Origin of the sequence: uncultured Sphingorhabdus sp., assembly GCF_937872355.1 — a bacterium.
GTDB lineage: Bacteria > Pseudomonadota > Alphaproteobacteria > Sphingomonadales > Sphingomonadaceae > Sphingorhabdus_B.
The window spans coordinates 1-23,041 of record NZ_CALMSV010000115.1 but is presented as its reverse complement, the minus strand read 5'-3'; the positions used below and the strand labels follow the sequence as shown (position 1 = coordinate 23,041).

Genomic DNA, 23,041 nt, shown 5'->3' with positions numbered 1-23,041 from the left:
GCCGTGCGGGCCCGCCCCCGACAAGGCAGATCCGGGCATCTTGCGCGAGGCGGTGCCCCGCCTCGTCCCCCATATACAGCGCGCCAGCCGCATAAGCCGCCGCATTGGAGAGGCTGATTTGCGCGCTGCCAATGCCGAGGCAGCGCTGGACGCATCCCCATCGATTGTCATGTCATTGGGGCCGGACCTCGAACTGCTGCACGCAAATGCGACTGCACAGCGCTGGATCGAAAAAACCGGGGGGCTTGTGACCACTAACGGCAGGGTGCGCTTCGCCGACCGCGATGCGCAGGAACGGCTGGCGCGGCTCGCACGCGGTGAAGGCGAGGCGCGCACCGAAAATATCCCGATCGACGACAATGGCCGAACCGTATTTCTTGTTGCCATGAGAGTTGACCCGCAGGTCGGCGCAGGATTTGCCGGCGCCAATGGCGGCGCTACCGTGCTGCTGGTGGGCGGAGGGCGGCGCGATGTTTCGGACGAAATTATCACCCGCTTGCGCGACTGGTTCGACCTGACACCATCCGAAGCCAAGATTGCCGCCTATGTCGCCGATGGCAAGACGATGGAAGAATATGCCCGTGACCGTGGCGTTTCGGTGAATGCCGCACGCTTCCTGATGAAAGGCGTGTTCGGAAAGACCGGGGTCGGAAGACAGGCCGAACTGGCGGCTTTGTTGCGCGAAGCCCCGCTCAACTGGCAAAGCCCCATCGACCGGTTTTTGACCGCCCACTGAGGACACTACCCGAATGGGTAGCGCGCTACACGGCTGAACATGCTTCCATTCCCCCAACGGGAGAATGGAATGCGTTTTCATAAAAAATTTGTCGCGCTGATGATGGCCATTTTTGCAAGCGGCATTGGTGTTCCGTTTGGAAGTGCCCATGCACAGATCAAAACCGTCCCCGAATGGCAAAAGCCACTACCGGCACCACCAGAGAGCCACGCACTATCGCTGGAACAGATGGTGGAAGTCGGAATGGGGTCGCTGCGCCCTGCTTATTATCTGATCCGTCCGACCAACGCCCAGATGTGCCTGAGCCAAGCACCGGGAGGGCTATTGGAACGCCCGCATCTGAAGCTGGCGACGTGCAACCCCAGCGACCAGCGCCAGTTGTTTGCCATCGTCCAGTTTGATGCCAACCAATATGCGACAATCCATTCGGCTGGAAGGCTGGAAGGGACCAATCTGGTCGAATGCGCCAAAGCGGCAAGAGGCGTGGTTTTCGGACCTTCGCGTGTGGATCTTCTTCCGTGCACAAATGACGACGAGCGCGATCATATCGAAATCGCATGGCATCCCAGCCGATCGGCTTTCCGGATTTTCCATCACAAGGAAATCAAGGAAATCAACAGCGAGCTAAGAGCCGAAATGCACTACAAGCCCTTCTGCTGGGCGATGCGCGGAGCCGGAAATAGCGAAGGTACCGATGTCATATTGTGGCCTTGCGAAGACGGTGCAGAACAGTTTTTCGACATTGTAGAAATCCGACAACTGGAACGCGAAACGCTGCATTGGGATCGCATCCAATATTCCAAATGGTGGTGGCATGCCGATGGCTATCGTCGTCCATTCCAGGCCGAAGGTATTTCGCTGGGCGGTATCGATTACGCAGCGTTCGAAACGAGCAATGATTCAGGCAGCTACTGCATGCGCCGGTGCATCGAGAGCCCCGAATGCAAGGCCTATATGTGGACCAGCCCGGACTATGAGGCCTTTTTGGGAGCGAAGGGCAACCGCGTGCCGATGTGTCATTTGAAATCGAACGCCGGAACGGCGCTCTTCCGGGGTGCCGCTTACCGATATCTGGTGCGCAGCGGGATCATTCGGCCGCGCTGACAATCAATGGAAGGATGTAAGATGAGAAAATCGCTCGGCTTGGGTCTAATGGCGGTGGCTTTGGCCGGCGTTCCCGCGCTTGCTTGGCAGGACCAGCAAATCATCACCGTCCAGCAAGGGCAGCTTGCCCCATATATCCCGCCGCCAACCGATCAGGTCGTTACGACGGCGTCGGCCACAGCAGCCGAAACCGGTGGCGAGCCGATCACGAACGAACAACGAAAGGATCTGTACGGCGGCGTGTATGATCGTACGCGACCAGGTGTCTACATGATCCGGGCGAAAAATAGCGACCTGTGCGTCGAACAGGTGGTTACGCCGACCATGTCGATGGAGGAATCCTTCCTGCGAATGCGCCCTTGCAATGCAGCAATCAGCTATCAGCATTTTGCGATATTGCCCGGCCAATGGGGCAATTCGATCCGGCCAGCCGCACTCGATTATCGCAACAACCAGTTTTACAGCTGCACCCAAGTGGCCGAGGGTGTGCTATTCGGGCCGCCGCGCATTGATATGTGGATATGCAGTTCCGAAGGGCTGGAACGGCAAGGTGACGATCAGCTGAAAATCCACCAGCAGCAACGCCATTTCAAAATCGTCAACCGTCCCGATGGAGCCTACACCACAATCCAGACGATGGACTTTGAAAATTGTTGGGACATTCGCGGCGGCAGCGTAGCGATGGATGCTGACATCATCCGCTGGGCGTGCCACGCCGGGCCTGGTCAGCAGTTCCAGCTCGATTGGGTACGTCCGCTGGCGCAAAATGACGAGAAAGCCCATCTGCTGAAATATGGCTGGGATTGGGGGCCGGATGGCCACCGCCGCTTTGTAAAGGCCCGCGGAGTGGAACTGCCCGGCGGCAATTATGCCGATTTTGAAACGATCAACGATGATGGCGCCTATTGCTCACGCCGCTGCCTCGAAACCGCGACCTGCAAAGGCTGGACCTGGACCGGTGACGGTTTCACCCGCCCCGGGCAAAGCGTTGCCGGACCGCCAAAATGCTATCTGAAATCGACCGTGGGCAGCCCGATCAGTTGGGGCGCCCGCAACTTCTACCGTGCCGTCAGCGGCATTGTTCGGTGATCCGTAAAGCAGATCGAAAATGTGAGGAGCAGAAGATGCGAAAGCCTGTTTTGACATTGCTATCGGCCAGCCTGGTTCTGGTTGCGAGCGCCCCGGTTGCTGCACAAAATGAACCGGCCAAGAAAGGGTTGTTGCTCGGCAAGCCTGATCCCTCTCTCTTGCTAGGCAAACCCGACCCCGAACTTCTGCTCGGCAAACCTGATCCGACCACGGACGCCAGCGCGATAAAAGGCACGCCTGATCCGACCTCAAATGTGGGCGCGCAGGAAGCATGCCCTGCGCCTGTGCAGGGTGGTGAAGCAGCCGCTGACTGGCGCCCGCCACCCATTCCGCCCAAGGAAGCGCGGGACGGCGGCGGCAAAGCCGCAATGATGCGGGCCGTGCGGCGGCACAAGGTGGCAAGGCAGCAGCCGATTGGCGACCACCGCCAATTCCTCCGCTCGTTGCGCAAAACGGTGCCGCATGTGCGCCGCAAGCCACCGAAAGTGCCGATTGGCGTCTCCCTCCAATCCCGCCTAAATGACCGACCGCCCGATTTACACTCTTCACCGCAGGTAAACGCGCTTGCCTATGCTCTTAATTTGACTTTAACCCTGTCTCGTTACTAACCGTTCGGCAAGAAAGCCCGACCGGAGCTTAACGGGGGTATAAGGGTCTTAGTGTTCGGCAAAAAAGAATCTGGTTTTGCCGCTGTCGGCAACGGCGGTGAGGTGATAATTGCCGACGCAATGGTTCAACCCTTGCGCAGCCTGCCCCTACCCGATTGGCGCGAGAAACTCGCGAGCATAGATTGGGTTCCCGATCTGGGGAACGATATCGGCTCGCTGCGCTGGTTTCGTGGCCTTGGCACCCTGACAATATTGACCGTGGGCGCACTGTCGCTGGTTCCCGAATTCGGCCCGGTTTATGGGGCGCAAGCCCCTATGCCCTCGGGCTCACAACTTGAAGAAGCACGGGCGCAGATGATCATGCCGATCGCTTATGGCAGCGATACCGGCAGGCGGATGGCCGCCAATGACAGCGTCCGCGCGCTGGCCGCCAGCCCTGAACGGCCGCGCATCGAACTCACTGCCACCCTTGGCCGCGGTGACAGTTTCGCCCGCGTGTTGCAGCGCGCCGGCGTCGGCGGCGGCGATGTCGATCGTGTTCTTGGTCTGGTCAGCGGCGCAACCCGCCTCACCGACATCGAGCCGGGAACACCGGTTGAGATCGTCCTCGGTCGACGCACCTCGAAGAACAGCGCGCGTCCTCTCGAAAAGCTGGATTTCCGCGCACGCTTCGACCTGAAACTTGCCGTTTACCGGACAGAAGGCGGCGCATTATCGCTTAACCGCCAGCCGATCATGGTCGACACCACGCCTTTGCGCATTCGCGGCGTTGTGGGGCAAAGCCTGTACCGCTCGGCACGCGCCGCCGGCGCGCCGGCAGAGGCTGTTCAGAATTTCCTCAAAGTCATCGCCAGCCGCGCTTCGCTTAGCAGCATAGCCGCAGATGACGAGTTTGATCTGGTGGTCGATTACAAACGTGCCGCGACCGGCGAAGTTTTGGTCGGTGACCTTCTCTTTGCCGGTATCGATCGCGGCGGCAAACCGCGAATCCAGATGCTCAAATGGAATAATGGCGACAGCAGCCAGTGGTTTGAAGCGTCGGGCGTCGGGGAATCGCGCGGGCAGTTGAGCCGCCCGGTCAATGGCGGGGTCGGTTCGGGCTTTGGCATGCGCCGCCACCCCATCCTCGGCTATAAGCGCATGCACAGCGGGCTCGATTTCAAGGCCGGCTATGGCGCGCCCATTTTTGCCGCCACCAATGGCGTCGTCGCTTATGCCGGGCGTAAGGGCGGCTATGGCAATTTCGTGCAGATCAACCATGGCGGAGGCATTGCCACCGGCTATGCACATATGAGCCGTATCGCGGCCTCCCCAGGGCAGCGGGTGCGGCAGGGGCAGATTATCGGCTATGTCGGCTCGACCGGCCTGTCGACTGGCCCCCACCTCCATTACGAACTCTATCGCGACGGTCGCCCGGTCAACCCGATGTCGATCACCTTTACCCAGCGCGCCCAGCTTTCGGGCGGCGATCTCTCGCGCTTCAAGGGTGAACTGGCGCGATTGAAGGCGGTAAAGCCAGGCGCCGCGCTCGCCCCCCTGCCCGCCGCATCGCGCCGCAACGATACGCCCGAGCGCGAAATCGACAGGATTTCCGCAGCGAAAATCGGACCGAGCCGTACTACCGGTTAATCCGTTGAGCCGGACGGCATCGTCGGCTAAGCAGCGGCGATGAGCAATCCAAGCTATCCCAACACCCGCCTGCGCCGCAGCCGTGCCACACCCTGGAGCCGCGCGATGGTGCGCGAGACTGTGCTGACACCTGCAGACCTGATCTGGCCTTTGTTTATCACCGAAGGCGAAGCTGTGGAGGAACCCATCGCCTCGCTGCCCGGCGTATCGCGCTGGTCGGTGGACCAGATTGTGGTGCGAGCAAAGGAAGCGATCGAACTCGGCATTCCGTGCATCGCGCTGTTTCCGAATACGCAGGCGGACCGGCGCAGCGACGATGGCGCGGAGGCGCTCAATCCCGACAATCTGATGTGCCGCGCCATTCGCGCCATTAAACAGGCGCATGGCGACGCCATCGGCGTACTGACGGATGTCGCGCTCGACCCTTATACCAGCCACGGGCAGGACGGGCTGATTGACGAGGCCGGCTATGTCCTTAACGACGACACCGTCGGCGTGCTGGTCGATCAGGCGGTCAATCAAGCGCGAGCAGGCGCGGATATTATCGCACCGAGCGACATGATGGACGGCCGCATCGGCGCCATCCGCCGCGCGCTCGAAATGGACGGGCATGTGAATGTCCAGATCATGAGCTATGCCGCCAAATATGCGAGCGCCTTTTACGGCCCCTTCCGCGACGCGGTCGGCTCGCGCGGGCTGCTGAAAGGTGACAAGAAAAGCTATCAGATGGATCCGGCGAACAGCGACGAAGCCTTGCGCGAGGTCGCAATGGATATCGCAGAGGGTGCCGACAGCGTGATGGTGAAGCCGGGCCTGCCCTATCTCGATATCATACGCCGTGTGAAAGATAGCTTCGAAGTTCCTGTATTTGCGTATCAAGTTTCCGGCGAATATGCGATGATCGAGGCCGCCGCAGCCGCTGGAGCAGGCGACCGCGATGCCCTCGTCCTCGAAACCCTCACCGCTTTCAAACGCGCTGGCTGCTCAGGCGTGCTGACCTACCATGCCGCCCATGCGGCGCGGTTGCTGAACGGATAAGCCGGTACATCCTATAAGGTCAGAGTCGACGTACCAAACTTTCCGCAAGCAATATGCAACCCAGCCAGGATCCCAAAAACAGGATATCTGCGACAAGGCCCTTTGGCGGCTCCCCCGTGATCACATAAATGGGGAAGAATATCATTGAGACGATGGTGGTTCCAATGCCGACGGCATAGGCACGGATCATCCAATTGCGATGCCGGGTAAAATCCCGCCTGCGGATTGCCAGCATCGCCATTGTCAACGCCACGCCCAAGGCAATCCCGAATAGCAGCCGCCCATAATTGACCGCCACCGAATATGTGTCAGGAAAGTGCCACAGCAGACCCAGGGAACTCAAAGAGATCATAGCTCCCGAAACCACAAAAACCCGCCCGATAACCCGGTGCAGCAATCCATATTTGCCCATCAACACACGACTGAACTGGATGGGACCAAGCAGCCCGAATGCGGAACCGCCCAGTACGTGCATGAAATGCCAGACGGGGGCCGCACTCAGGCGCTGACTGTCCTCGGGTAGGGCACCCAGCGGGATTTGCACAACTTGCACCAGCCCCAAAATCGTTCCCAGCAGGGTCGCAAAATATAGCAGGGCGAATATCGAAGCGGGCCTGTTGAGACGGCGAGCCATTTCAATACTCCTTGTTTACAATGCCTTGCGCCATCGCAAGCACGGCGCGCAGCATTTGTCTTCAGAATCTGTAAGTCAGGCCCAACAGGCTTTGCGCCTCCCATTTCTGTTCGATAGCCCGGCTTTTATGGATGGATTTGTCCAGCGCAGTTGCCCCGGCCATAGCGATCAACGTCAACCGATCATTGAGTTGCATCGCCATCGAGATATCGCCACCAAGATTCAGCGCATCGTCGAGGATCGCGGTAACAGGCAGAATTGTCCGCCGCCCTTTTCTGATCATGCGGGCGCGCTGCACCGTCGTTACGCCGTACATATAATTGGCGGCCTTCTCATCCAGCCAACTCGCCTGCACAGACGGCGTGATCAGGAAACGGCCGGTCGAAATCGGGTAGCTATACCGGGCAATGACTTCCGACCCGTTGAACTTTTCGGTGACATCGTGGCGGACTTCGGCACTGACGATGCCCAATTTGCTTTCAAGCGAGAAACGCGCGCCAGCATCGATAGACAGTTTCTGACGATCACGCCCGCCCGGACTGCGCGCCGCAACAAAAAGGTTCACCGATGGCTTTATGCTGCCCGTCTCCTTTTCGAACTGAAAGCCTGTCTCGGCGACCTCAAAGTAAAAGGCGCCCTGCTTTATCGATATGATGGGAAGGAGATTGGCCTGCGACGTTGCCGAATTGAATGGAGCATATTGGTCGAGGAAACCGACGCCTGCTGCAATGTGGTTTTCGCTTTCATCGCTGTCCTGTTCCTGTGCCTGCAACGGAGACATCGGCAGAATGAAGGCCATTGCCGTCACAAGCGATTTGGCAAGTTTATGGGTCATAAAATGTGGTTCCTGGAATTACGTTGGGCGACAAAACGGGCAGACCGAGGGCCTGTTACCCATTTGGTATATTTGTTGATGCGTTGGGTTCCCGGGGAGGATCGAATTTTGTCCGCAGAGTCACTGGGGGGTAGAATGCAAAATTCGATCCTCGCCCGGATCGGCAAAGACCACATCCCGCTTTGGGAATAGGACCTTCGCCGACAACCACTGCCATCTTCCTGCCCGCTCCTTGGGATATCCAAAGGGAACGGATGAAAATTGGCGTTTGAGCCACGGTTGCGACCTAAGGGCTTACAATGTTTATAATTCCTTGGTTTTTTGGGGTGTGTTCGTATGGCTCGAACAGAGAAATAGCTATACGATTTGCGATTAACAATTGCGGTATTTGCTATTTCATATATGCATAAATGTATGGATTGGCGCTCGGTAAAATTTGATTGGAACAGGGCGCGTGCGTTTCTCGTAACGGCAGAGGAAGGCTCACTTTCGGCAGCTGCCCGCGCTTTGGGAATGACGCAACCTACGCTCAGCCGGCAAGTAGATGCGCTGGAAGACGAACTCAGTCTGGTATTGTTTGAGCGTGTAGGCAGGGGGCTGGTTTTGACCCCGAGCGGGCTCGAATTGCTCGAGCATGTGCGCGGAATGGGAGAAGCCGCTTCGCGCGTGTCTCGTGCCGCGTCGGGGCAGTCACAATCGATAGAAGGGTCGATCTGCATCGCCGCCAGTAAAGCCTATAGCGCCTATGTGCTGCCGCCGATCATCGCGAAACTGCGCCAGGCATATCCGGGCATTACCGTAGAAATTGCAGCCTCCGATACCACGTCAGACCTGTTGCGGCGTGAAGCCGACATTGCGGTCAGGCATGTCCCGTCGTCGCAGCCAGACCTGATTGCCAAGAAGATTAGAGACGATGAAGCCCATTTTTACGCGACACCCGAATATCTGGCAAAGATAGGGAATCCCCAAACGCTTGCAGATCTGACCAATGCCGATTTTCTGGCATTTGCCGACAATAGGCCATTGGTGCAGATGCTCGATATGATGGGCCTTACTCTGACCGAGAAAAATTTCCCGGTCGTTTGCAACAGCCATATCGCGCAATGGCAACTGGTAAAACAGGGCGTTGGTATCGGGGGCATAACAAAGGATATCGGCGACGCCGAACCTCTGGTTCGCCGCATCCTTCCGGACATGGAACCGATTGTCGTTCCGATGTGGCTGGTTACGCACCGCGAATTGAACAAGAGTAAGCGTGTGCGAACAGTTTTCGATTTTCTGGCCGCAGAACTGTCGCGAAAACCCTAAGACGTATGTGCCCTCGTCCAGTTTAGGCTGGACAAATAGGTGCCGCAACGCGATCTGTTCGCCTTATTCGGCTTCGCGTCCAAGCTTGCCAAAATTTCAACCCTAGCGCCTTACAAACAATATGACCGAGATAGTTGCCGAAACCGCCCGCCTCATCCTACGCACCGAAGCCCCTGGCGATCTTGATCGCTGGATGGAGGTGATGAATACAGCCGCCGTGCGCAAACATCTGGGCGGCGTGCAGGAACGGCATCAGGTGGAGGCCGGCTTTGCGCGCAAGGCGGCGGGCATAGCCAAGGATGGATACGGTTTCTGGCATGTGCAAACCAAAGACGAGGGCCTTCTGATCGGCCAGTGCGGCATGGGGCCGATTGAAGTCGAGGCGGCTGGGCCGGTATTGAATGGCGCGCTGCAAATCGGCTGGAGCATCGCCGAGGGCTATTGGCGCAAAGGCTATGCACTGGAGGCCACGCGCGCAGTAATCGAACTTGCCTTCATCCGACACAATGTGGGCCTGCTTTATGCCCAGACGAGTGATGCCAATGTGGCATCATGGAAGATGATGGAAAAGCTCGGCATGGAGCGGATGCGCGAACTTGACTATGTCGACCCCGAATATCCGCCGGAAGAAAACCCCACCATCATCTATCGCCTGAAGCGTGAAGATTGGCGCGCCCGCGAATAACCTTGTCCGATCAATGTCTGCCATCTAGGCTGCCCTTCCGACAACGCCAAATGGGGGAGATTTGGATGTTGAGTGAAAAGCGTAGAGTGTTGCTGGCCCTGAACGGTGTCGGTCTGTTAATAACGGCAGTGGCCACCGGCTGGGTCTATTTCTTCTTTCTGCTGGGCGCGATCGACCTTTGGCCGATCAACACCGATGTGCCTGTTTCCATGTCCGGCGACAGGCGCGCATGGAATATGGCGCATCTGGAAGGCATCACCAACGGCACCTTGTTCATCGCCATCGCGATGGCTGCGCGGTTCGGAACGCTTGGTCCGCGCGCTCAGAATTGGCTGTTCTGGTCAACGCTGGCCTTTGGCTGGTTCTTTACCCTGCCCGCGATTGCCAATGCCGTTTTTGGTACGCGCGGGCTGGAATTTGGCGGAGGGCCCTTTCCCGGCGACGTCCTGACCAACAATCTGATCTTCCTTGCTGGATGGCCAGCCGTAATCGGCGTCCACATCAGCTTTGGCTTGCTGTTCTGGGGGATCTGGCAGCGCTATCGGCAGATGGGAGACGAAGAATGAGCAGCAGCATCGTCGTTCGCCGCATGCCCTTTGCCTTTTCGGAACCGATCACCGCGGTCTGGAACCCGGCGCGGCCCGAATGGAGCCATATGGTCAACGGTGCATCGCTCACCATGCCGTATCTGGAACCCTTCCTGATCAAGACCGTGATGGAGGCGCTGCCGCAGGTGAAAGACCCGCAGCTGAAAGCTGACGTCCAAGCCTTTGTCGGGCAGGAAGGCCAGCATTTCCAGAACCACCGGCGCTATAACGAATTGCTCAAACGCGATTATCCGGACCTCGCCGAGGTCGAGGAAGAACTGAACGCCGAATATAAGAAATTCCAGTCGAAAAGCCTGCGCTGGCGGCTTGCCTACACCGCAGGTTTTGAAACGATGACGATGGGCATCACCGAATGGCTGATCGACGCGCGCGGGATGCTGTTCACCGGTGCCGACCCGTCGGTGACTTCGCTGATCCTGTGGCACATGGTTGAAGAGACCGAGCACAAGAATGTGGCGTTCGATCTCTATCAGGATTTGCACGGAGATTTCTGGCCACGCGTCTGGGGCGTCATTTACGCGACCGCGCATGTCGCATGGGCGAGCCGGAAAGCCTATAAGCGCATGCTCATCCGCGATGGCAGCTGGTCAAAACTGTCTAGCCGGTTGCGGCTTTATGCGATGGTCGCACGCTTCCTGATCCACACCTCCCCCGCCATTCTGCGCTCGCTCTTGCCCTATTATCACCCGGCAAAGGTGCACGACCCCGATTGGGTCGCCAAATGGGCCAAGGCCTATGCCGCACTGCCCGAAGGGGCGATACCGTTGCTTGATACGCGCGATCCGGAGATACCCGCGCAGTTCGCGGCGGGGTGAGCGAAGGGCGGTGCAGGCTTTGACCAAGGGTTGCAGATCCGAACCGGTGCATTAGCCTATTTTGCAATTGTCGTTCCCGCACTTAGTTGGTCTAATAAACTAGCAAGAGGGTAGCGTGGACCTATATTCGATCGTCAAGGTGATCCACATCATCAGTGCCACAATCCTGTTTGGCACCGGGATTGGCATCGCTTTCTTCATGCTGATGGGTCTGCGTTCCAAGAACATTGACGAACGTCGCTATGCCGCGCGCTTCACCGTTGTCGCGGATTTCACCTTCACCCTGCCCGCCGTGATCCTACAGCCGCTGACCGGCGCGTGGCTGGTCTGGCAGGGTGGCTTCACTTGGACCGATTACTGGCTGGTAGGGACCTATGCGCTCTACATCCTCGCCGGTTTGTGCTGGCTTCCTGTCGTTTACCTACAGATCGCAATGAAACGCATGCTCGACCGGCAGGCAATCGATGGCACCTTCGACGAGCATGCCTTTAACCGCCTGTCCCGCTGGTGGTTCGCGCTAGGCTGGCCGGCCTTTGGCGGGCTAGTGGTCATATTCGGCCTGATGGTGATGAAGCCGACATGGTGAAACGCGTTCTCATCATTGGCGGCTATGGCAATTTTGGCAGCTATATTGCGCGGTCGCTCGCCAGCGATCCGGCAATCCGCCTGCTGATTGGCGGGCGTTCAATCGAAAAGGCGCAACGATTCATTTCCGGTCTGGAAACAGCCAATCCGGCCGAGGCGCATCACATCGATATAGATGCCGATGTTGGCGCGGCACTCGCGGCCATTGCGCCAGATATTGTCATCCACACAACCGGCCCGTTCCAGACACAGGACTATCGCGTGGCCCGCGCCTGCATCGAACAGGGCTGCCATTATCTCGACCTTGCCGACGCACGTGATTTTGTCGCACAGATCGGATCGCTCGATGCCGAAGCAAAAGCGAAAGGCGTTCTGGTTGTCAGCGGGGCGAGCTCGGTCCCTTGTCTGACCGCGGCGGTCATCGACCATTATCTGCCCGGATTCGAACGCCTCGATAGCATCGATTACGGGATCAGCGCCGCACAACAGACCAATCGCGGTCTCGCCACGACTTCAGCCATTTTGAGCTATGTTGGCAAGCCGTTTAAAACGATCCGCGATGGAAAACCAATCAGCGTTTTTGGCTGGCAAGATACCAATAGCGAGCGCTATCCAGAGCTTGGCCGTCGCTGGTTTGGCAATTGCGACGTTCCCGACCTTGCTCTCTTCCCTTCGCGCTATCCGCAACTGCAAAACCTGCGCTTCGCCGCCGGGCATGAACTGGCGATCCTTCATTTCGGCACATGGCTGCTCGGCTGGGCGGTGCGGATTGGTCTGGTCCAATCGCTCGCCCCGCATGCCGAACGACTTTTACGCATCGCCTTCCTCTTCGATTGGATGGGGACGAGCCGGAGCGGCTTTCACATGTATCTGTCGGGCCAGAGCAAATCAGGCGGGCAAAAGACGGCGCGCTTTTTCCTGATCGCCCGGTCGGGGCATGGACCCTTCATTCCCTGCACACCCGCGATATTGCTGGCCCGAAAATTGGCACGGGGAGAAGTGGATCGCGTCGGCGCGACACCGTGCCTCGATCTGATTGGCCTGGATGAATATCTCGCCGCGCTGAAAGGTCTTGATATCTCGGTTATCGCGGATCCTGTACATGGCTGAACCCAAAACTCCTTACGCCTATCGGGACGATCCAGAGATTCCGGCCTTCGATGACAACAAGGCACTGTTCGTCTTCGATGGCGTATGCGTTCTCTGCTCGACCGGGGCCACCTGGCTGATGCGGTTCGACCGCAAGCGACACGTCAATCTGACGTCGGCGCAAGGGCAACTAGGACAAGCCTTATACCGCCATTTCGGAATGGAGTTGGACGAGTCCTACTTGTTGATCGCGAACGGTTGCGCCTATACCGCGTCGACGGGTTACCTCAAATTGTGCCAGATATTGGGCGGCCCTTGGCATCTGCTGCGTATCGCCGGACTCATCCCATCTAGTATACGCGACTGGATTTACGGTCACATAGCCCACAATCGCTATCGCCTGTTCGGTAAAACCGAATTTTGCGCACTGCTTAATGAGGAACAGCGGCAACGACTTATTTGATTTCACGGTTGCGACAAGAATATAGCCCGTTGGCCAAAAACCCACTACCGATCCTCCATGCCCGAATTCCGCCTCAAAACCCCTCGCCTGATCCTCCGCCAGTGGCGTGAGGAGGATATTGATCCCTTCCACGGCATCTGTTCCGACCCGGTCGTCATGGAAACGCTCGGCCCGTTGATGAGCCGTGATGAGGTCGCCGCTCTGGTGGCGCGGATGTATCGGATGCAGGAGGATGAGGGCCATTGCTTTTGGGCGATGGAGCGCAAGGAGGATGCGCAACTCATCGGATGGTGCGGGATTATTCGCGGGCGGCCGGGCACATCAATCGAAGGCAAGCCGGAGGCTGGCTGGCGCATGACGCCCTCTGCATGGGGCAAAGGCTTTGTGACCGAAGCGGCGATTGCATCGGCGCAATGGGCGTTTGACAATCTGCCCGACGATGCCGTCTGGGCAATCACCAACACCGACAACCTTCGCAGCCGCGCGGTAATGGAGCGGATCGGCATGACCTATGACCCCGCGCTCGATTTCGATCATCCGCAGGTGCCCGCCGATAGCCCATTGCTAAGGCATGTGACCTATCGCATTGTTCGTGACGAATGGGCGAGGAATCGAAAAACGGAAGCATGACGGCACTGTTCAACATCGTGGTGCTGAGCCCGTCGAAGCACGCCCCAAGGTTAGGGCTATGCCCGATAAACGCCCTTCGACAGGCTCATGGCTACGGTGAAGGTTCGACCACATGAGCGACGGCTTTTTGCGCGGGCGGGGGTTGTTCGTCCTCACCATTTTCACCGGCAGCTTCCTGCTCTTCCTTGTCCAGCCGATGGTCGCCCGCATGGCTCTGCCTCGGCTGGGCGGCGCACCTGCAGTGTGGAACAGCGCAATGCTTGTGTATCAGGCGCTGTTACTTGCGGGCTATGCCTATGCCCACCGGCTGTCACGCGAGGCGCCGAAGCGGCAGGCCGGGGTGCATCTGGCGGTGTTGATCGCGGCAGCCTTGTGGCTTCCCATCAGTCTGGCGAGCTTTGCCATCCCCGCCGACGGTTCACCGATATTCTGGGTGCCTTGGCTGCTGCTCGCATCGATCGGGCCATTGTTCTTTGCCGTTGCGGCGCAAGCCCCGCTGATGCAGCGCTGGTTCGGCCTGGCTGGGAATAGCGGCGAACCCTATGCGCTTTACGCAGCCTCCAACCTAGGCAGTTTTGGAGGGCTTATCGCCTACCCGCTACTGGTCGAGCCGAGCCTGCCGATCAAGGCACAAACATGGATGTGGAGCGGGCTTTATGCCGTTCTGTTCCTGCTTGTGGCTGTTTGCGCGCGGGCGATCTGGTCGGGCCGAAACATTACAAGCGAGGCAACCGCACCCGCAAGCGCTCCGCCGATCAGCTGGCGGCAACGACTTTATTGGATCGCACTGGCGGCGGTGCCGTCTGGATTGATGCTGTCGACCACTTCGCACCTGACCACCGATCTGATGGCGATGCCGCTAATCTGGGTAATCCCGCTGGGGCTCTATCTGCTGAGCTTTTCCGTCGCCTTTGCCGATTATCGCCTTCCCGCAGACATATTCAGCCGCATAGCCCCAGCCATATTGGTGGTGGGCGGCGCATCGGTGTTCATGATCTGGGGCAAGGCCGCCTATAACGGGCTGATTGTCAGTGTCAGCCTGTTGTTCGTGCTTGCCGTTGCACTTCATGCAGAAATGTATCGCACCCGGCCCGACGCTTCGCGGCTTACCGAATTCTATCTGATGATGTCGGTCGGCGGGGTGATTGGCGGCTTTTTCTGCGCGATTATAGCCCCCTTGCTGTTCAACTGGACGTGGGAACATCCAATCCTGCTAATCGCCGCCGCATTGCTGTTGCCGCAATTGCGCCTGTTCTCGCTGGGCGAGGAGGAGACGTACGCGAAAAGGGGCTGGACAATCGCGACGTTGGCAATCGCGCTCATGGCGCTCGGGATCAGCTTGTATGTCGGCATGAACTTGCCGACCGAAACAGGGCAGTTGAAGACTGCGCTGATCGCCATCATTCTGATCGCAGGTCTAGTCGTGACCGGTCGCAGGATTGCGTTTGCACTGGTAGTGATAGCAGCCATGCTCGCCAATGGCGGTTGGGATAATGTCGAACTAAGCAATTCCGGCGCCCGGATGCGTAGCTATTTTGGCACCTATACGATCAACCAGAGCAAGGATGCCAGCGTGCGCTGGCTGAGCCATGGCACCACGATGCACGGCATGCAGTTGCGGGATAAGCCGACACTGCCCGTCAGCTATTATGGCGCAACTTCCGGTGTCGGGCTGGCCTGGCAACGCGCCGAAGAAATATATGGTGTGGGCGCTACGCTGGGTGTTGTCGGCCTCGGTACCGGCACTCTCGCCTGCTATAAGAAGCCTGGGCAGACACTGCATTATTTCGAAATAGACCCGCTAATGATCGAGATTGCACGCGACCGGAAGATTTTCAGTTTCCTGGAAAAATGCGCGCCCGATACGAAAATGCATCTGGGAGACGCGCGACTGACGCTGGCGGAGCAACCGGCGGGCACGTTTGACATGCTGGCAATCGATGCTTTCTCTTCGGACTCAATTCCGCTGCACCTGCTGACCAAAGAAGCATTCGAGGTCTATCGCCGTGCGCTCAAACCCGACGGACTTTTGCTGGTGCATATCTCCAACCGGCATTTTGACCTCAACCCTGTAATTGCGGCTGAGGCCGCATCGGGAAAATGGTTTGCCGCATTGCGCCATGATAGCCCACCAGAGGCCATCATCAATCAGGGCATGCGCCCCTCTCAATGGATAGCGATGAGCCCCGATGCAGGCAAACTCGCCCAATTGACCGGCAAGGTTTATGACAAACGACCGGCCTATTTCTATCCGGACCGCTGGGTAAAGCTGAAACCGCCGCGCGCCAATGATCGCTGGACCGACGATTATGCCTCGGTTCTGCCCTATCTTTCTTTCTGGAAAGTCCTGTAATGATCCACCGTCCTGACGTTTCAATTATCCCCATTCACGGCAAGTCACCGCAGATCGACGACAGCGCCTTCATCGCGCCCGGGTGCAGGATCATTGGCGATGTCACGATCGGGGCGGAAGCGAGCATCTGGTACAATTGCGTGCTGCGTGCCGATGTCAGCCGTATCGTAATCGGCGCGCGCACCAACATTCAGGATGGCAGCGTCGTCCATTGCGACGGCCCCCAGCCCGGTGCGCCCGATGGCTTTCCAACCTTTATCGGCGACGATGTGCTGATTGGCCATATGGCGATGGTGCATGGCTGCACAATCAAGAACCGCGGCTTCATCGGCCTTGGCGCGATCATCATGAATGGCTGTGTGGTCGAGGAAGACGGCATGCTCGGCGCAGGCGCGTTGCTGCCCGAAGGCAAGACCATCGGCCCCAAAGAGCTATGGGTCGGCCGCCCCGCCAAGCTTGTCCGCGAACTCCCCGAACCGGCACTGATCGGCATGCGCATGGGCGTGGCGCACTATGTGGAGAACGGTAAGGCGCACGCAAAAGCGGTGACGGGCCAATAATCGCCCCTCCCGCTTATGGGAGGGGGATTGAGCATCAAAACTTCACGCGCACCGTCACGCGGCCGTTGATCGGCACGCCAGGGGTGATGTTGTTGTTGTTATGTGCGTCGGCAAAGTAATCGGTGTCGAACAGGTTTTCGACATTGGCCTGCAACTGCACCTTTTCGCTCACGTCAAAGAACAGCGCTGCGTCGAAACGGGTAAAGCTGGGAAGCTTGGTCGTCGTTGCGCTGGTGCGGATGGCGGCGAACTGGCTCGATTGGTGGACCATACCCAAGCCGACGCCGAACGCATCGCTGACATCGTATCGGTTCCACAGGCTGAACTGGTGCTTGGGCAACTGGCCGAGCCGCACGCGATCATTGCCTCGCAGTGTGCCATCCTGCAAGGTGTAGCCCGCGCTTACCTGCCAGTCGGGCAGCACGCGACCGGTTAGCGCGAGTTCGACGCCCTTGGTCCGCGTCTTGCCGACATTGATGCTCGTCAACGGGTTCGCCGGATCGGGCGTTGTCGCATTGCTGCGATCAAGCTGGAACAAGGCCGCCGTCACATTGAGGTTCGGCTGGATATCCCATTTCGCACCCAGTTCGTAATTGGTGAACTTTTCGGGCGCGAGATTTTCCTGCGTCGTGGTCAGCGAGATGAACTGGTCACCCGAACGCGGCAGGAAAGATCGGCTGAAGCTCGAATAGATCGAGACATTTTCCTGTGGTTTCCAGATCAGGCCGAAACGTGGGCTGATTTTATCATCGCTCCGCGCAAAGGGGCGATCCACCGCAGGAATGAAGTCGATGCCGTCAATCTGGAAATGGTCATAACGCAGGCCGACGACGATATCGAAATGGTCGCCAATGCCGATCTGGTCCTGCACATAGGCAGAGAAGAATTTGACGTCGGACGCGGTGTTGCGCGACGGCGTGGTGAAGGTGACCGTCGGATAGACCGGAGTGTTCAGGTTGAAGGTCGTGCCCGGGCTGAAAGTCCGGTTGAAACGCATATTGCGTGTCTTCTGGTCGCCATATTCGATGCCGAAGAGCAGTTTGTGCTCCAGCGCGCCGGTTTCGATGTCCCAGATGAGATTGGCCTGCCCGATCAGATTTTCGCGCTTGGTCGGATCCGAATAAGCATCGAGGGTTACCGTATTTGCGGCTGAGACTGCGCTATTGGCGTAAACATTGGCATACAACTTGTCATAATCGCCATAGAGCAAGGTGCTGGTGAATTTGAGATTGTCGGCCAACTGGCCATCAAGGCGCAGCTTGGCGATATGCGCCTCCAGCGTAGTGCGGTTGACGCCGGGAACGCCAAAGAACAGACGATCATAGCTGCGCACCGGAGTGTTGGGCTGGCCGGCAGCGGTGGCAATCGACGGCACGCCGCGATCGGGCACGCGATCATCGTTCACATATTCATAGGAAAGGCCAAGCTTCCAATCCTCGCTAAGATCGACCGCCAGATAAGGGTTCCAGGCATAACGCTCTCCATCGACAAAGCGCCGGTCACTCTCCATTTTCTCATAAGTGGCGTTGAGGCGCACCGCAGCCTTGTCGCCCAACGGGGCGTTGAGGTCTGCCGACAGATCCCAGCCGCCAAAGCTGTTGAGGCTCGCACGCGCAGCGCCGAAGGTTTCGTCCGCCACCGGCGTCTTCTGCACGCGGTTGATGATGCCGCCACCGCCGCCACGGCCAAAGATCAGCGCATAGGGGCCTTTCAGGATCTCGACGCGCTCAACATTATAGAGCCCGCGATAATATTGCACGTCGTCGCGCACGCCATCGAGGAAGAAGTCGGCAGTGGTATTCTGTCCGCGCAAGGTGATCTGGTCGCGATTGCCCTCACCCTGCCCTACGGTAGTGCCGGGTACATAACGCAGCACTTCGCCTAGGCTGTAATTGGCCTGATCATCCAATTGTTCGCGAGTGACGACATGGATGGTCTGCGGAACATCTAGGATCGGCGTGTCGGTCTTGGTTGCGGTGACGATATCCTGCGCGACATAGCCGGTGCTGGCGCCGGTGACGATGATCGTCCGGCAATCCTCGCACTGATCGCCACCTTCTATATATTCATCTGCAACAGCCGGAACCGCCAATGCCATCGAAACGGCCAAAGCCGAAATTCCCGAAACGCCAATTTTCATTCAACTAGTCCCTTTGTTGAGAACGATTCTCAATCCCCAAGACCACCACTATTGAGAACCATTATCATGTGCAACTGGAAAAGCGACACGCTGTTGAACTTTTTTGGAAAGGTCATAGAAGAACTGCAAAGGAGCCTTTATGAAAGCAACCATTTGGCATAATCCGGACTGCGGAACCTCCCGCAAGACACTAGCAATCCTTCAGGAAACACCGGGCATCGACCTGACAGTCATAGAATATCGCAAGACACCGTTTGAGCGAGCCAAGCTGGTGCAGCTGTTCCGCGATGCTGGCCTTACCCCACGCGAAGCGTTGCGCACCCGCGGATCACCCGCCGAGGAATTGGGGCTGATCGACGGCGCAGATGGCGATCGCATTCTTGATGAAATGGTGAAAGACGGAATATTGGTCGAACGGCCCTTTGTCGAAACCGCCAAGGGCGTGCGCTTGTGCCGACCGCAGGAAAAAGTGCACGAAATACTGTAGAACATAGTGACAGCGCAGGGAGGACAGGGATGCGTAAATTCTTCAAATGGACCGCCATAGCTCTGCTCGTCGCGGTCGCGGCTCTTTTTGCATGGGGCTATGCCCCTGACATCCCGGCTGACGAGCTGCGCGCCAAATATGCCAACGCCGAGTCCGAATTTGTCGATCTGGGTGACGGCCTGACCGTCCATCTGCGTGACGAGGGGCCGAAGGACGCCCCTGCCCTGATCCTGCTCCACGGTTCCAACGCCTCGCTCCACACATGGCAGCAATGGGTTGACCGGCTGGGCAAGGAATATCGCATCATCCGTTATGATCAGCCCGGCCACGGCCTGACCGGCCCGCACCCAAAGGACGATTATAGCGCAGCAGGCTTTGTCGACGTTGTCGACCGAGTGGCCAAAAACCGCGGCCTCTCCAAATTCTATCTGGGCGGAAACAGCATGGGTGGCTGGGTGACGCATGAATATGCCAAGGCGCATCCCGATAAGCTTCAGGGCATCATATTGGTCGATGCCAGCGGCGCGCCCAATTCCCAGCCCAAGGCGTTGCCCATCGGTTTCCGTATCGCGCGCATGTCAGCCCTTCGGCCCATTATGAGTGTTATTACACCACGCAGCGTCATCGAACGCTCGCTAAAGCAGAGTGTCAGCAACCAGTCGGTTGCGACACCAGCCGAGATCGATGAATATTGGGAATTGCTGCGCCATCCAGGAAATCGCGAAGCCACTGGGAAGCGCTTTGCGCAGTTTTCCAACCGCTCTTCGAGCAAACCGGTGGGCGAAGCTACACGCGAGGTTCCCGCGCTGATCCTTTGGGGCGATGAGGACAAGCTGATTCCGGTCAGCAGCGCCGAATGGTTCGCTTCAACCTACAAGAACAGCAGCAAGCAAATCTATAAGGGCATCGGCCATTTGCCGATGGAGGAAATCGCCGACAAAAGCGCTGAGGATGTTCGCAACTGGCTGAAGGCGCGGGCGACCAAAACGGCTGGCTGATCAGGCGACGCTTCGTGCAGCCCCGGCATTACGGAACAAGGCGCAGGCATCGACGAAGGCCATCGGCCGCCCGAAATAATAGCCCTGGATTTTGTCGCAACCGAATTGCTGTATCATCGCCAGTTCGGTTTCATTTTCGACACCTTCCGCTGTGGTCGCAATATCGAGCGCATCTGCCATCGCCACGACAGCACGGATAATCGCAATACATTCTGCCTTGCCCTTGGCCGCGCCGGTGACAAAGCTGCGATCGACCTTGATTGTATCGAAACGTATATTGCTGAGATAGCCGAGCGAGGAATAGCCGGTGCCGAAGTCGTCGAGTGACAATTTGAGGCCCAGCTTGCGCAGACGATCAAGCACCTGCACGGCAAGCCCTCCGTCGCGTACAAAAATGCTCTCTGTCACTTCAAGCTCAAGCCGCCATGCCGGGAGCCCGGTGTCATGCAATGCTTGCACAACCGACTCCACAAAGCCCTGACTGGTCAACTGATCGACTGAGACATTCACAGCGACCTTAACTGTGTCGGGCCATTTCATCGCGTCGGCACAGGCTTGGCGCAGCACCCAATTGCCGATCGGAACTATCAAGCGTGCGTCTTCGGCAACGGGAATGAATTTGGCGGGTGATACAAGACCGAATTTCGGGTTGTTCCAGCGGAGCAATGCCTCGAAACCTGTGATGCCGTGATCGCCATTGGCCTCGACCACCGGTTGATATTCCAAGTGGAACTGGTCGGCGTTGAGGGCGTTGCGCAACTCGAACTCGAGAACGCGTTTTTCTTCGGCATTGGCATGCAATTTGTGCTGATAGCTGTGATGGGTGCTGCCACCATCCTCTTTGGATCGATAGAGCGCAAGATCCGCACTGCGCATCAGCAATTCTACAGTACGCCCGTCCATAGGGCCTACCGCGCTACCGACACTTGCACCGATGAACAAAGTATTCTGGTCAACCTCATAGGGCTTCGACAAGGTGTCGATGATGTTCTTCGCAACGGTGGCTACATAGCCAGCGTCAGAGGCGTCTTTCAGAACAACTGCAAATTCGTCACCGCCCAGTCGGCCGCAAAGCTCGTTGGCCGACATGATCATTTTCAGACGCTTTGCGACCTGTGCAAGCAAGCGGTCGCCCACGGGATGCCCGAGCGTATCATTGACCGCCTTGAACCGATCAAGGTCGATCATCATGAAGCCGCAGCGGCGGCGCCATTGATCCGCATCCGCCAGCGCCTGCCCGAGCGCTTCGGTCAATTGCAGGCGGTTGGGAAGCCCGGTGAGCGTATCAAATCGCGCAAGGTGCGAGATTTTTTCCGCTGATTCGCGTTGTTCGGTTACATCGGAGCCGACCCCGCGGAATCCAAGAAAGGCGCCGCTTTCCGACTGGCGCGGCGATGCCGATAATTCCCACCAGCGACGAACGCCGTTGATTGTTACCGGGACGATCAGGTTGGAAAATGGTTCGCGGCGCTTTAGTCGCTCGGCAAGTTCGTGCAGCGCCTCAGGATATTGGCCGGTTTCCCACGAATCCCCTGCAATGAGTTTGAGTAGCGGCTGGCCTTCAATCGCTTTTGGGTCTGCTTCCAGGGCATAGGCAAAGCGCGGACTGGTGTGCGTCACGCAGCGACCTGTATCGGTCTGCCACAGCCAATCGGCGCCGCTATCCTCAAATTCACGGAGCAGCAGGCTGACTGTTTCCGACTTTTCGTGCAGCACATTGTTGGCCAGTTCGAACAGCACCTGCGCTTTCGCACTCCGCAATACGCCGAATATCATCAACGTACCGAGTGCCGCATTTGCAAGCGCCAGATAATATTCGCCATGCAGTGTCCAGCCGACAAATCCGCCGAAAGTTGCGATAGAGATGAACGCAGTCGCTGCAATCGGCAGGCTTGGTATCACCATTGAGGCATAGACCATCATCGCCAAAGTCACCGACCAGAGACCCAGCCATTGCGGCATCGCGCCAAATATCCCGAGGAACGGCAGTGCCGAACCCCATATGACGCCGCTAATCCCGGCATTACGACCCATTTCGAGAAAGTCGCGACGTGTGGCGCGACGCCCCTCTGCAAGTCCCTTGTTGCGCAGAGCGGTGAACCACAGGATATTATATCCGAGCAGCGCACCGACCCATGTCGCGATTGCCCATATGGGAGCCGAGCCAAAGCTGATCGCGACGACCAGCATTGTGCAGAAAATGTTGGTGGCCATATGCATCATGCTGCGATCGCGGATCGAGCGCGCCTGGATTTCCTCCAGCTGCACAGCCTCCATCCCGCCGGGCGAGGCAAAACCCAAAAGCGCCTTTGCGGAAATATCGCTGGGCAGGTCAGTTCTTGAATCTGGTTTGGTCACACCTACGGCGTAACAGCAGAAACTTACTTATTCGTAAGCGTCCCGTTCAGATTCATAGCGATCGACGCCCGCTCAGGCAGCAATCGCATATGGCTGAATTTCACCCGACAGATAGAGGTTGCGAGCCTTTGCACGGCTGAGCTTGCCCGAGCTGGTGCGCGGTAGAGTACGCGGCGGCACCAGTTCTACAACGCAATTCATGCCCGTGACCGATCGTACCTTGTCTTTGATCTGCTCGCGGAGCTTGGCGCGTTCAGCCTCATCGGAAGTGCGGCACTGGACGAGCACG

Annotated in this window: 22 protein-coding genes and 1 pseudogene; 18 read left to right on the top strand and 5 right to left on the bottom strand. The window is 58.0% G+C overall.

What is annotated here, in order from left to right; genetic code table 11:
- The 6 genes from Q0239_RS06745 to hemB all read left to right on the top strand — a co-directional run.
- Window positions 1-736: helix-turn-helix transcriptional regulator (locus Q0239_RS06745; protein ID WP_298600243.1), on the top strand; the 736-nt coding region annotated here is incomplete at its 5' end.
- Between the two features lie 69 nt (window positions 737-805).
- Window positions 806-1,840 carry a PAN domain-containing protein gene (locus Q0239_RS06740; RefSeq protein WP_298600240.1) on the top strand — a complete coding sequence of 345 codons (1,035 nt, stop codon included), beginning with the start codon at window positions 806-808 and terminating at the stop codon, window positions 1,838-1,840.
- 21 nt (window positions 1,841-1,861) lie between these two features.
- Entirely contained in the window at window positions 1,862-2,929 is a 1,068-nt protein-coding gene (locus Q0239_RS06735; protein WP_298600237.1) for a PAN domain-containing protein, read from the top strand.
- A 35-nt stretch (window positions 2,930-2,964) separates the two neighbouring features.
- Window positions 2,965-3,537 carry a hypothetical protein gene (locus tag Q0239_RS06730; protein WP_298600234.1) on the top strand — a complete coding sequence of 191 codons (573 nt, stop codon included), beginning with the start codon at window positions 2,965-2,967 and terminating at the stop codon, window positions 3,535-3,537.
- A gap of 51 nt (window positions 3,538-3,588) precedes the next feature.
- A complete protein-coding gene (locus Q0239_RS06725) occupies window positions 3,589-5,166 on the top strand; it encodes a M23 family metallopeptidase (RefSeq protein WP_298600231.1) in 1,578 nt (525 codons plus the stop codon).
- Between the two features lie 39 nt (window positions 5,167-5,205).
- Window positions 5,206-6,204 (top strand): porphobilinogen synthase, encoded by a 999-nt coding sequence (gene hemB, locus Q0239_RS06720; protein ID WP_298600228.1) that lies wholly within the window; start codon window positions 5,206-5,208, stop codon window positions 6,202-6,204.
- 19 nt (window positions 6,205-6,223) lie between these two features.
- On the opposite strand, the gene Q0239_RS06715 is transcribed toward hemB, so the two are convergent.
- The gene (locus Q0239_RS06715; protein ID WP_298600225.1) at window positions 6,224-6,838 is read right to left on the bottom strand and encodes a DUF2306 domain-containing protein; all 615 of its coding nucleotides are present in this window, start codon (window positions 6,836-6,838) and stop codon (window positions 6,224-6,226) included.
- A gap of 61 nt (window positions 6,839-6,899) precedes the next feature.
- Entirely contained in the window at window positions 6,900-7,673 is a 774-nt protein-coding gene (locus Q0239_RS06710) for a MipA/OmpV family protein (RefSeq protein ID WP_298600222.1), read from the bottom strand.
- Between the two features lie 402 nt (window positions 7,674-8,075).
- Here Q0239_RS06710 and Q0239_RS06705 point away from each other — a divergent pair, with 402 nt between their 5' ends.
- The 10 genes from Q0239_RS06705 to Q0239_RS06660 all read left to right on the top strand — a co-directional run bounded on the left by Q0239_RS06705 (window position 8,076) and on the right by Q0239_RS06660 (window position 16,769).
- Entirely contained in the window at window positions 8,076-8,981 is a 906-nt protein-coding gene (locus Q0239_RS06705; protein WP_298600219.1) for a LysR family transcriptional regulator, read from the top strand.
- A gap of 121 nt (window positions 8,982-9,102) precedes the next feature.
- Window positions 9,103-9,666: a GNAT family N-acetyltransferase gene (locus Q0239_RS06700; protein WP_298600216.1), complete on the top strand. Its 564-nt coding sequence runs from the start codon at window positions 9,103-9,105 to the stop codon at window positions 9,664-9,666.
- Between the two features lie 65 nt (window positions 9,667-9,731).
- Window positions 9,732-10,232 (top strand): hypothetical protein, encoded by a 501-nt coding sequence (locus tag Q0239_RS06695; RefSeq protein ID WP_298600214.1) that lies wholly within the window; start codon window positions 9,732-9,734, stop codon window positions 10,230-10,232.
- Window positions 10,229-11,089 carry a metal-dependent hydrolase gene (locus tag Q0239_RS06690; RefSeq protein ID WP_298600210.1) on the top strand — a complete coding sequence of 287 codons (861 nt, stop codon included), beginning with the start codon at window positions 10,229-10,231 and terminating at the stop codon, window positions 11,087-11,089. The genes Q0239_RS06695 and Q0239_RS06690 overlap by 4 nt, the downstream gene beginning before the upstream one ends.
- A gap of 115 nt (window positions 11,090-11,204) precedes the next feature.
- Entirely contained in the window at window positions 11,205-11,675 is a 471-nt protein-coding gene (locus tag Q0239_RS06685; protein WP_298600207.1) for a DUF2269 domain-containing protein, read from the top strand.
- A complete protein-coding gene (locus Q0239_RS06680) occupies window positions 11,669-12,784 on the top strand; it encodes a saccharopine dehydrogenase family protein (protein WP_298600204.1) in 1,116 nt (371 codons plus the stop codon). The genes Q0239_RS06685 and Q0239_RS06680 overlap by 7 nt, the downstream gene beginning before the upstream one ends.
- Window positions 12,777-13,226, top strand: a complete 450-nt coding sequence (locus Q0239_RS06675) for a thiol-disulfide oxidoreductase DCC family protein (protein ID WP_298600202.1) — start codon at window positions 12,777-12,779, stop codon at window positions 13,224-13,226. The genes Q0239_RS06680 and Q0239_RS06675 overlap by 8 nt, the downstream gene beginning before the upstream one ends.
- A 57-nt stretch (window positions 13,227-13,283) precedes the next feature.
- Window positions 13,284-13,856: a GNAT family N-acetyltransferase gene (locus Q0239_RS06670; RefSeq protein WP_298600199.1), complete on the top strand. Its 573-nt coding sequence runs from the start codon at window positions 13,284-13,286 to the stop codon at window positions 13,854-13,856.
- 112 nt (window positions 13,857-13,968) lie between these two features.
- Window positions 13,969-16,209, top strand: coding sequence for a fused MFS/spermidine synthase (locus tag Q0239_RS06665; protein ID WP_298600197.1), 2,241 nt, complete (start codon window positions 13,969-13,971; stop codon window positions 16,207-16,209).
- Window positions 16,209-16,769: a gamma carbonic anhydrase family protein gene (locus tag Q0239_RS06660; RefSeq protein ID WP_298600193.1), complete on the top strand. Its 561-nt coding sequence runs from the start codon at window positions 16,209-16,211 to the stop codon at window positions 16,767-16,769. The genes Q0239_RS06665 and Q0239_RS06660 overlap by 1 nt, the downstream gene beginning before the upstream one ends.
- Before the next feature lie 34 nt (window positions 16,770-16,803).
- Here the strand turns inward: Q0239_RS06660 and Q0239_RS06655 are convergent, their stop codons facing one another.
- On the bottom strand, window positions 16,804-18,909 hold the full coding sequence (locus Q0239_RS06655) for a TonB-dependent siderophore receptor (RefSeq protein WP_298600190.1): 2,106 nt from the start codon (window positions 18,907-18,909) through the stop codon (window positions 16,804-16,806).
- Window positions 18,910-19,048: 139 nt separating this feature from the next.
- On the opposite strand from Q0239_RS06655, the gene Q0239_RS06650 reads away from it, so the two are divergent.
- Both Q0239_RS06650 and Q0239_RS06645 read left to right on the top strand, forming a co-directional pair.
- Window positions 19,049-19,396, top strand: coding sequence for an arsenate reductase family protein (locus Q0239_RS06650; protein WP_298600187.1), 348 nt, complete (start codon window positions 19,049-19,051; stop codon window positions 19,394-19,396).
- Window positions 19,397-19,425: 29 nt separating this feature from the next.
- Entirely contained in the window at window positions 19,426-20,394 is a 969-nt protein-coding gene (locus Q0239_RS06645) for an alpha/beta hydrolase (RefSeq protein ID WP_298600185.1), read from the top strand.
- Here Q0239_RS06645 and Q0239_RS06640 read toward each other — a convergent pair whose 3' ends face one another.
- Both Q0239_RS06640 and Q0239_RS06635 read right to left on the bottom strand, forming a co-directional pair.
- Window positions 20,395-22,752, bottom strand: coding sequence for an EAL domain-containing protein (locus tag Q0239_RS06640; RefSeq protein WP_298600182.1), 2,358 nt, complete (start codon window positions 22,750-22,752; stop codon window positions 20,395-20,397).
- A 72-nt stretch (window positions 22,753-22,824) separates the two neighbouring features.
- Window positions 22,825-23,041: pseudogene (locus Q0239_RS06635) on the bottom strand (fatty acyl-AMP ligase); the annotation flags it as partial.